Source organism: Streptococcus mitis (assembly GCF_023109235.1).
GTDB lineage: Bacteria > Bacillota > Bacilli > Lactobacillales > Streptococcaceae > Streptococcus > Streptococcus mitis_DA.
Window position 1 is genome coordinate 96,037 of the sequence record NZ_JALDUC010000004.1, and the last position, 10,419, is coordinate 106,455.

At 42.6% G+C, this 10,419-nt stretch carries 9 protein-coding genes and 1 pseudogene; 1 reads left to right on the forward strand and 9 read right to left on the reverse strand.

Features of this window, described 5'->3' with window-relative positions; translation table 11 throughout:
• Positions 1-10: 10 nt before the first annotated feature.
• The 3 genes from M1F55_RS03770 to miaA are packed head-to-tail and all read right to left on the reverse strand — an operon-like array spanning position 11 to position 2,742.
• Positions 11-634: a cystathionine beta-lyase gene (locus M1F55_RS03770; RefSeq protein ID WP_000129696.1), complete on the reverse strand. Its 624-nt coding sequence runs from the start codon at positions 632-634 to the stop codon at positions 11-13.
• Positions 627-1,865: a GTPase HflX gene (gene hflX, locus M1F55_RS03775; RefSeq protein WP_000573171.1), complete on the reverse strand. Its 1,239-nt coding sequence runs from the start codon at positions 1,863-1,865 to the stop codon at positions 627-629. Before hflX ends, M1F55_RS03770 begins: the two co-directional genes overlap by 8 nt.
• Complete coding sequence (miaA, locus tag M1F55_RS03780; protein ID WP_049502382.1) at positions 1,858-2,742, reverse strand: tRNA (adenosine(37)-N6)-dimethylallyltransferase MiaA; 885 nt, start codon at positions 2,740-2,742, stop codon at positions 1,858-1,860. Before miaA ends, hflX begins: the two co-directional genes overlap by 8 nt.
• Positions 2,743-2,862: 120 nt before the next feature.
• Between miaA and M1F55_RS03785 the strand changes: the two genes are divergently transcribed.
• Positions 2,863-3,033, forward strand: a complete 171-nt coding sequence (locus M1F55_RS03785; protein WP_001051780.1) for a DUF3042 family protein — start codon at positions 2,863-2,865, stop codon at positions 3,031-3,033.
• 50 nt (positions 3,034-3,083) lie between these two features.
• Here M1F55_RS03785 and M1F55_RS03790 read toward each other — a convergent pair whose 3' ends face one another.
• From M1F55_RS03790 to M1F55_RS03815, 6 genes and pseudogenes are all read right to left on the reverse strand, one after another.
• Positions 3,084-3,923 (reverse strand): thymidylate synthase, encoded by an 840-nt coding sequence (locus tag M1F55_RS03790; protein ID WP_219966832.1) that lies wholly within the window; start codon positions 3,921-3,923, stop codon positions 3,084-3,086.
• Between the two features lie 96 nt (positions 3,924-4,019).
• A complete protein-coding gene (locus M1F55_RS03795; RefSeq protein WP_031227726.1) occupies positions 4,020-4,979 on the reverse strand; it encodes an ROK family glucokinase in 960 nt (319 codons plus the stop codon).
• 117 nt (positions 4,980-5,096) lie between these two features.
• Positions 5,097-5,783, reverse strand: a pseudogene (locus tag M1F55_RS03800) (excalibur calcium-binding domain-containing protein); the annotation flags it as partial.
• A gap of 49 nt (positions 5,784-5,832) precedes the next feature.
• Positions 5,833-6,450, reverse strand: coding sequence for an alpha/beta fold hydrolase (locus M1F55_RS03805; RefSeq protein ID WP_247947295.1), 618 nt, complete (start codon positions 6,448-6,450; stop codon positions 5,833-5,835).
• Entirely contained in the window at positions 6,451-8,172 is a 1,722-nt protein-coding gene (gene pabB, locus M1F55_RS03810; RefSeq protein ID WP_247947296.1) for an aminodeoxychorismate synthase component I, read from the reverse strand.
• 184 nt (positions 8,173-8,356) lie between these two features.
• Positions 8,357-10,419, reverse strand: a 2,063-nt coding sequence (locus tag M1F55_RS03815; RefSeq protein ID WP_247947297.1) for a DUF1542 domain-containing protein, incomplete at its 5' end; no start/stop codon positions are given.

Below are 10,419 nucleotides of genomic sequence, written 5' to 3' on the forward strand. Positions count from 1 at the left end.
TACTTTCTAATTAATCAATATATAACATGGCTGTGCGGTTTTCCGATCGGAAATAGCGCTTGCCAGTAAAAGCTCTAGCTTCTTGCAATAAATCCTCTTGACTGTAGGCTTTGAGACGTTTACGACCATCAGCCAAGCTTTCCAAATCAGTCAAAGCTGTGAGACTCTCCATGCTAACAACTTCCTCATCTACAACAGCCTTCATGTAAATCTTACCAGACTCTTCAAAGACCAGTTGATGGGGGAAAATTTGCGCAATTTCAAAAAGCAAGTCATCCGAAATCTTCTCTTCATTTTCAGAGAAAATCCGACCCAGACCCTCACTCTCATAACAAAAACCAAAGGATTTACCCGACAGATTAAGCCGAATAAAAGGCTTATTTTCTAGGGTGAAACTTGGCTCAGTATTGTAAAGATTCAGTTCCTGACTGAGTTCCGCAAAATAATCCGTCGCAGCCTCAGGACTTTTTTTCTGGTAGAGTTCTGCAAAATAAGCATTGACCACGCTAGGCGGAGGAGTGATCAGTGCCAACTGCTCTTGCTCTGTTTTACCAGCTAGAAGTTGATCCAGATAGACCTTATCCAGACTTGTATAGCCCCCATATTTTAGAGCCAAGGTTTTAATATCAGTCATAAAATTCCTCTAACCTCCATTTATTTTTCTCGGAAATGTAGCCTGTAATCACTTCGCCGTCTTCCTGATAATCACGTTCTTCAAGAATCGCAACACTTTCTAAATCATGAATCTTGTAGGACTTAGAAAAAGGCACGCGCAGGGTAAAAGATTCAAAAATATCCTTGATTTTCTCTAAAAATAGTGTCTGCAAGTTCTCACGACTATCCTCAGACTTGGCAGAAATGAGGGTATAAGGCGTTTGGGTCGGCGTAAAATCCTCCACCAAATCCGCTTTATTATAAAGGGTCAAGCGAGGAATATCTTCCATGTCCAGGTCTTTCATGATGGACAGGACTGTTTTTTCATGCTCCTCATGGTAAGGATTGCTGGTATCGATAACATGAACCAGAAGGTCCACATGCTTGCTTTCTTCCAAGGTTGACTTGAAACTGGACACCAACTCTGTCGGCAAATCTTGAATAAAGCCAACTGTATCTGTCAAAGTTACTTGGAGATTGCCTCCCAGATGGATACTCTTAGTTGTCGCGTCCAAAGTCGCAAAGAGCTCGTCTGCTTCATACTGTGTCTTACTGGTCAAAGTGTTCATGATGGTTGATTTCCCAGCATTGGTGTAACCAATCAAACCAATCTTAAAGGTGCTTGACTCCAAACGTTTTTCTCTGACAGTCGCCCGATTTTTCTCAACCACCTTGAGCTGGCGCTCGATATCCGTAATTTGATTGCGAACACTACGACGATTCAGCTCCAGCTGGCTTTCACCAGGTCCACGGGAACCAATTCCCCCTGCCTGACGACTGAGCATAATTCCCTGACCAACCAAGCGAGGCAAGAGATATTTGAGCTGAGCTAGGTGAACTTGGAGCTTCCCTTCATGGCTTCGAGCTCGCATGGCAAAGATATCCAAAATCAACTGCATACGGTCAATGACCTTGACACCGAGAACTTCTTCTAAATTGACATTTTGCCGTGGAGTTAAACGGTTGTTGACGATGACAGTGGTAATTTCTTCTGCATCCACCATAAGCGCAATTTCTTCTAACTTACCAGAGCCGACGAAGGTCTTGGAATCATATTTTTCACGTTTTTGTCTGTAGCTATCTACAACGACTGCCCCTGCTGTTTTCGCTAAACTGGCCAATTCTTCCATAGAGAGATCAAAATTGTCCATGCCCTGCAATTCTACACCAATGAGCAGGACCCGTTCCTCTTTTTTCTCCGTTTCAATCATCTAAAAACTCCTCTATCTGGCTTAAAATGCGATCTTTTACACCAGTTTCTCCAATCTGATAAAAGGTCACCTGCATGCGATTACGGAACCAGGTCAACTGACGTTTGGCAAAACGACGAGTCGCCTGTTTGAGACTCTCACTAGCATCCTCCAAGGTCTGCTCTCCACGGAAGTAAGGAAAGAGTTCCTTGTAACCAATCCCTTTAGCAGCCTGCACATCTGGATAATGGTCAAACAACCACTTAGCTTCGTCTAGAAGTCCAGCTTCAAACATCAGGTCCACTCGGTGATTGATACGCTCATAAAGCTGACTGCGCTCATCGTCCAAGCAGATAATCAGCGGTTCATATAGACTCTCTTTATTTTCCAAATCCTGACCAAAATGGGCAATTTCCAAGGCACGCATCGCACGACGACGATTAAACTGGGGAATCTCAAGGTCTGCTTGCTCCACCAAATGGGCTAATTCCTCATCTGAATATGGCTCCAAACTAGCTCGATAAGCTAAAATCTCCTCATGAGGAGTCTCACCACCTAGGTGGTAGCCTTCAAGCAAGCTCTGGATATAAAGCCCAGTCCCACCAGCAATAATAGCTAGCTTGCCACGGCTTTGAATATCCTCAATAGCCTTCTTAGCTTCTGAAACAAAATCAAAAGCCGAGTAAGACTCGGTTACCTCTCTAACATCGATTAAATGATGAGGAACAGCTGCCTGCTCTTCTGGACTAGCCTTAGCCGTCCCTATATCCAGACCTCGATAGACTTGCTGGCTATCTCCACTAACCACTTCGCCATTAAAACGCTTTGCAACTTCGATGGCAAGGGCTGTTTTTCCAACTGCAGTCGGTCCAACAATCACAATTATTTTTGTTTTCATCTTTTTTCCTTGAAAAATTCCCATTTTTTCGTTACTATTATTATAACACAAAAAGGTCAGTCAGAAAAATGTGACCTCTTGAGGAGGCTGGCTGATTAAGAAGATAAAGGAGGAAGACTCATGGCTAAAGGATTCGCTAAAGGTCTTGTAACAGGTGTCGCAGGAACTGTCGCTGCAGTTGCAGGTGCGGTATACGCATTCAAAAAGAAAGTAATCGAACCAGAAGAGCAAAAAGCAGCTTTCATCGAAGAAAACCGTAAAAAAGCAGCTCGTCGCCGCGTATCACGTTAAGAAACAAAAGAAGTTGGGATTTATTGTCTCAACTTCTTTTTTCGGCTCTTTTAAATAGCTAAGTCAAACTTCAGCTGCGGCTTGACAGGGTCATAATCCACCAGCTCAAAATCTTCTGCTTTAATATCAAAGAAATTGGTCTTATCTGGTACATTCAAGACCAAACGTGGTTGGCAGTTTGACGGCTCACGACGAAGCAATTCCTCTGCTTGTTCAAATTGATTGTCATAGATATGGAGATTGTTGATGAAGTAGAAGAACTTCCCAACCTTCCAGCCAAAATGTTTGGCAATCATCATTTGAAGAGCCACATACTGCATAGCGTTGATGTGGTGGGCCACCAACATATCATTCGAACGCTGAGTCAAGGTTGCATCCAGATAGATTTCTCCATCTACACGGCGGACATCAAACATGGTCTGAAAGGCGCATGGGAGTAGCCCATCTGTCTCCTCAAAAGCTTGATAATCCCAGAGAGAGATAATATTGCGGCGGTTCCAAGGGTTAGCTTCCAACTGTTTGAGAAGCTTATTGATGATGTCGTGTTTCTTAACGACCGCCCCGTAACGCTCACCAATAGTTCCCGTATCTCCCACTTCCCAGTCATTCCAGTAGTGAACATTGTACTTGTCATTAAGCACCTCTAAGCTATTTGACTGGTCTTGGTAGATCCAGAGAACTTCCTTGATAGCTGATTTGATGGCAATAGGACGCAAGGTTGTGATGGGGAATTCCCCCTTGGCCAAGTCATACTCTGCAAAGGCACCCGTTACGTACTTAGAGTTGGCAACTGTCCCATCCTTGTACTTGGGACGGGCCTGCTCAGAAAAGACACCGTCTTTGAGGATTCGTTCAATATTTTCTTTAAAAATAGTATCTGCTTTTGTCATTTACTCTCACCTCATTTGTTTCCTAACTAGTATAGCATAAAAAAAGAAAGGAGGAAAATCACTCGCTTATGGAAAGCAATTTTCTCCTTTTTTATTTTATTGCAATACAAGTGATGCTGCTCCGATAACTCCAGCGTCATTTCCTAGAGTTGCAAGAGCTAATTTAGTGGATGTGCGTACTTGTGGGAAAGTATTTTCATCGTACACTTTTTGAACGCCTTGTAGAAGGAATTCTCCTGCAGCTGACACACCACCACCGATGACGATTGTTGATGGGTTTAAGATTGAACCAATGTTAGCACAAGCGATTCCCAAGTAACGTGAGAAGTTACGGTAAACGATCAAAGCAAGATCGTCTCCTTCTTTTGCCAAATCAAAGACAGTCTTAGCGGTTACTTCTTCTCCATTATCAATCAAGCGTTTCAAGGCTGCATCGCCTTCGTATTCATCGGCATAGCGACGAGTCAAGTTGACAATCCCTGTTGCTGAAGCAACTGTCTCAAGGCAACCTTTCTTACCGCAAGTACATGCGATTGGTTGATCAAAGTCAACAGTGATATGACCAAGCTCACCTGCTGCACCAGCAACACCGTGAAGCAATTTGCCTTCAGCGACGATACCGCCACCAACACCAGTACCGAGTGTCATAAATACAACATCTGGTTGGTTATCACCAGCCCCCATCCAACGCTCACCAAGAGCAGCTACGTTGGCATCATTATCGATGAAGAATGGAATACCCAAGGCCTTTTCAATCTTCTCTTTAATTGGTTGAAGGGTTTTCCAGTTGAGGTTGTAGGCACCGATAACAGTCCCTTTTTCACGGTCAACCACACCTGGTGATCCCATCCCAATACCTTGGAAGTCTGCTGCTGCCAATCCAAGCAAGTCCAAACGATGTTGAATAGACTCAATCATATCATCTACGATATGACTTCCCTCATCCAAAATGTTAGTCTTGATAGACCATTTTTCTTGGATTTCTCCTGCTGTTGTTAAGATTGCAAATTTGATAGAAGTTCCACCAAGGTCAATCCCAATAATCTTTTGACTCATCATATTCTCCTTTTTCATTATGAATTAATTGAAAATGCTTACAGATATAGTATAACAAAATTCACTCATTTATGCAAAGGTTTGCATTAACTTTCTAGATTTTATCCTTACTTATGGTTTCCATAGACCTGAAGCATCTACATAGTAGCGGCCTCCATCAACTCGCTCATTTTTAGCCATTTTACCATCTGATTTCAAATAGTAGTTTCCTTGCCATGCATTGCGAGCATAAGAACCATCTGATTTCAAGTAATACCAGGCTTGATAAGAAGAGTCATAAACCCACTCACCTTGTGCCATTTTACCGTTTGATTTAAGGTAATAAGCTCCTTGCCATGCATTTTTTGCATAAGAACCATCTGATTTCAAATAATACCAAGCTTGATAAGAAGAGTCATAAATCCATTCACTCTGTGCCATTTTACCATCAGCTTTCAGGTAATAGCTTCCCTGCCATGCATTTTTCACTGGATTTCCATTTCCATCAAAATAGTACCAAGAACCGTCCTGCTTAACCCAACCACTTGCTGTGGATGAAGTTGTATCAGTTTGAGTTGTAGCCGCTTGTTTTGCTTTAAAAGCACCCTTAGGAGCATTTTTCAATTCGCAAGCCACACCATCATGATCGCGGTCTAACTTGGCAGAATAACCAGGTTCTCCCTCGTGAATATCTGCGTATCCATTCGCCCAAGCTTCTTTACAACTAGAAAAATGAATGTTTTCTTCTGCTAACACAGGTTGTGAAAACAAGGCTAAGACTGGCAAGGTAGCCAGACTCATTTTTAAAAATAGACGTTTATTCATTTCGTTCTCCTATAACGATGTTATCGATTTCACTATTATTTTATCAAACTTATTTCAGCAATTCAAGGAAAGGTTTAATCTGTTCAGCAAACTCTTTTGGTTTAGCTTCATTCAAGACATGAGGACCATCTGGTATAATCTGAAATTGAGATTCTGATATTAGTTTATGAAGACTTCTCATAGAACTAAGATTCGGTTTATCTTTGCTGCCACAAATTAGTAAGGTTGGATAAGGACAAGTTCTTGATATATCAGTTAAATCAAGTGTCTTCAATTCCTCAGAAACTCCGACCATAAGAACTTTGTCTGCTCCCTGTTTTTCAAATACTCTTTTGGGAAGTAATTTAAATATCAGCAATTGAACATAAAATAGGATATTCCCTGCTAATTTTAGCGGGCATCCTGATAGAACCAAAGCTCGAAGATTTGATAAATCATAACTGGAAAGTTCTAGTGCAAGGACAGCACCTAAGGACAATCCAACCAAAATAAAAGGTTCTGTCTCTTGAGCTAGATGCTGATAAACTCGCTCTTTAGCTTGTTGATAGTTGCTAACTCCAGAAGGAAATAACTCAATAGCCTCAGAAGGATAATCTGTCAGTAGATTCCGAACTTCTTTCCAACTCTCTGCTGACTGCCCTAGCCCGTGTAAAAATATCAGTTTCACCTAGCTCTCCTCAAGGCTCAATTCATACAAGCCTCTCACTGCATTACAGCCATAAATAGCTTCTGCTTGGACTAAATCTGCCAAGGTCAAGACTTTCTCTTCTACCTGTCCTCTTTCCAGCAAATGCTGACGATAAATTCCTGGTAAGATACCAAGTCGGACTGGCGGTGTGTAGAGTTTCCCAGAAATTTTCAAGATCAAATTACCAATAGAAGTTTCAAGCAGTTCTCCTATTGCATTATGGTAAATCTTCTCTTGTTCCCCTAGGTTTAAATGCGGTCGATGACTCGTTTTGAAGTAGGTAAATGCTTGCTGCAAATTGTCTTCTTGTAGGCAAAGTTGAGCTTGACAGAAACTTGGACTAAGGGGTGTTAAGGTTTGGCGACTGAGTTCAATCTCTCCAGACTTGCTGAGACTGATTCGCAAACGGTAATCTTGATTAGCTTCACAAGTCTGACACTCTTCCTCTATCTTTTGTTTCAAGTCTTCTGCATCAAAAGGATATGCAAAATATTGACTTGCTTTTCTCAGTCTTTCTATATGTTGCTCTTCAAACAGCAGTTGTTTTTGGCTGATTTTTCCAGTTGTAATCAGTTGGAAGCGAGCTTGTTTACGATAAAGGACTGCCGCCTTTTGATGAACCTCTCGGTATTCAGATTCACAAGTGCTATCCCATGTAATGCCTCCGCCAACTCCATAGATGGCTTTCCCTTGATGCAGTTGAATGGTCCGAATAGCAACATTGAAAATTCGTCGTCCATTTGGAAGCAGGAGACCAATCGTTCCACAGTAGACTCCGCGCGGTTGTGGCTCCAAGTCCTTGATGATTTCCATAGTCGCAATTTTCGGAGCTCCCGTTATGGAACCACAAGGAAATAGAGAACGGAATATCTCTACAAGGTCAACATCCTCTCGCAACCAACTCTTGATGGTCGAAGTCATCTGCCAAACCGTTGAATACTGTTCCACTTGGCAAAGACGCTCTACATGCTCACTCCCCACCTCAGAAATACGGTTCATGTCATTGCGCAAGAGGTCCACAATCATCATATTTTCAGAGCGATTTTTAGAATCCTGCTCCAACCAACTGGCCTGTTCAAGATCTTCTTGGTCAGTTACCCCACGCTGAGTCGTTCCCTTCATTGGTCGTGTTGTCAACTCGCGGTCATTTTGCTCAAAAAAGAGTTCTGGACTCATGGAAATCACTGCCATCTCGTCATGTTCAACATAAGCATTGTAGCCCGCCTCCTGCTCTACTACCATACGATTGTAGATGGCAAAAGGATTGGCACTTAATTTTTGCTTGAGTTGGACGGTGTAGTTGACCTGATAGGTGTCCCCCTGCCGCAAATGATGGTGAATCTGAGCAATCGCCTTTTCATAATCTGCTTCAGACGTCACTTCCTGCCAATTTGAAGGCAAATCAACCTCATCATAAGTCAGGGGAATAGGAGATGTCTCCACCCTATCGTGAACAGTAAAGTAAAGCAAATACTCGTCCAGTAAAGGAGCTTTATGAACTGCTAATTTCTCCTCAAAAGCAGGTGCAGCCTCGTAGCTGACATAGCCCACCACATAGTAGCCTTGCTCTTGGTAGCTTTCCACTTGTACCAGCAAATCTGCCACTTCTGCTACATTTCTCGTTTTCAACTCTTTAATAGGCTGGGTAAAGGTGTATCTCTCGCCCAAAGCCCTAAAATCAATCACTGTTTTTCTATGCATATCTTAAGTATAGCACAAAATAAGAAAACCCTCATCCGCAAAGCAGATGAGATTGTTTTTAGTCCCGTCACGTATCTTCTGATTAGAGAAAAAACTCTCCTAGTAGCTATTTTGCTCTAGGAGAGTTTTAAGAATAATATTATCTACTTAGTCTCAAAAAAGGAGTTGCAACTGTTAGAAATCGTTACTGATTTTCTAATTTGTCTTCTTCATCTTCTTTTCGACGACGAGCAATAAGACCAAAACCAAGTATCGCACTAGCTGTTGCTGCAACAATTGCTGTTATGGATTCTGTTGTACCTGTATTTGGCAATTCTCTAGCCACTACACGCTGATTAGTAGCTACTTGCTGATTCTCATTTTCAAGTTGTGAGATAGTAGATGCTACACTATCTTTCACTTTAGCTTTGGCTTCATCAGTTTTCAATACTTGGTCTATTGCTTGTTTTTCCTGTGGTTTTTCTTTAGAAGTTGGATTAGCTGAGTTTACATGAACTCCAGCACTTGCTCCAACTGCCGGTCTAATTTGTGCAATCGGATTGACTGAGTTTACTTCTTCAATACCAGTTGACTTAGATTGGTCGACTTCTGCATTCTTTGTTGCTTTATCTATGGCTGATTTTGCTGCGTCAGCCTTATCTTTTACTTCTGCTTTAGCCGCGGTTTTCTCTTCGTCTGTTAAGTCTGTACGAGAGTCGATTTCATCAGTCTTAGATTTAAGCGCTTCGTCGATGGCTTGCTTAGCTTCTGTCTTCGCTACTGCCTCTGGGTTTACTGAAGTCACTGCTGTGATTCCAGTTGACTTAGATTGGTAGACTTCTGCATTCGTTGTTGCTTTATCTATGGCTGATTTTGCTGCGTCAGCTTTGGCTTTTGCATCTGCTTTGGCTGCAGTTTTCTCTTCATCTGTTAAGTCTGTACGAGCATCAATTTCGGCAGTCTTAGCTTTCAAAGCATCGTCGATGGCTTGCTTAGCTTCTGTCTTCGCTACTGCTTCTGGATTTACTGAAGTGACTTCTAAAGTTCCGTTAGTTTTAGCTTGGTCGACTGCTGCATTCGTTGTTGCTTTGTCGATGGCTTCTTTTGCTGCGTCAGCCTTAGCTTTTGCTTCTGACTTAGCAGCAGCTTTCTCTTCATCTGTTAAGTCTGTACGTGCGTCGATTTCGTCGTTCTTAGCCTTCAGAGCTTCGTCGATGGCTTGCTTAGCTTCTGTCTTAGCCACTGCACCTGGATTTACTGAAGTGACTTCTGCAATTCCAGTTGACTTTGCTTGGTCAACTTCTGCATTGGTTGTCGCTTTATCGATAACTTCTTTTGCTGCGTCGGCCTTAGCTTTTGCTTCTGACTTAGCAGCAGTTTTCTCTTCGTCTGTTAAATCTGTACGAGCGTCTATCTCGTCGTTCTTAGCTTTTAGGGCATCATCGATGGCTTGCTTAGCTGCTGTCTTAGCTTCTGGTTGTGGATCTACTGCTTTTACTTCTGTTATTCCAGTCACCTTAGCTTGTTCTACCTCCGCATTTGTTATTGCGTTGTCGATGGTTGCTTTCGCTGCGTCAGCTTTGGCTTTTGCATCTAATTTAGCCACAGTTTTCTCTTCGTCTGTTAAGTCTGTACGTGCGTCTATCTCAGCACTCTTAGCTTTAAGAGCTTCATCGATGGCTTGCTTAGCTTCCGTCTTCGCTACTGCTGCTGGAGTCACTGAAGCTACACTTGCTGCCCCATCGTTTTTAACTTGAGTTACTGCATCGTTTGTTGTTGCGTTGTCGATTGCAGTCTTCGCTGCGTCAGCTTTTGTTTTCGCGTCTCCCTTAGCTGCAGTTTTCTCCTCATCTGTCAAGTCTGTACGAGCGTCTATCTCATCAGTCTTAGCTTTCAAAGCTTCGTCGATGGATTGCTTAGCTGCTGACTTAGTCAACGCCTCTGGATTGACTGAAGTGACTTCTGTTGTTCCAGTCACCTTAGCTTGTTCTACTTCTGCATTTGTTGTTGCGTTGTCGATGGTTGCTTTCACTGCGTCAGCCTTAGCTTTTGCTTCTGACTTAGCAGCAGCTTTCTCTTCATCTGTTAGGTCTGTACGAGCGTCGATTTCATCATTCTTAGCTTTCAGAGCTTCGTCGATGGATTGCTTAGCTGCTGTCTTCACTACTGCTGCTGGAGTAACTGAAGCTACACTTGCTGCCCCATCGTTTTTAGCTTGAGTTACTACATCGTTTGTTGTTGCGTTGTCGATGGCTTGCTTAGCTGCGT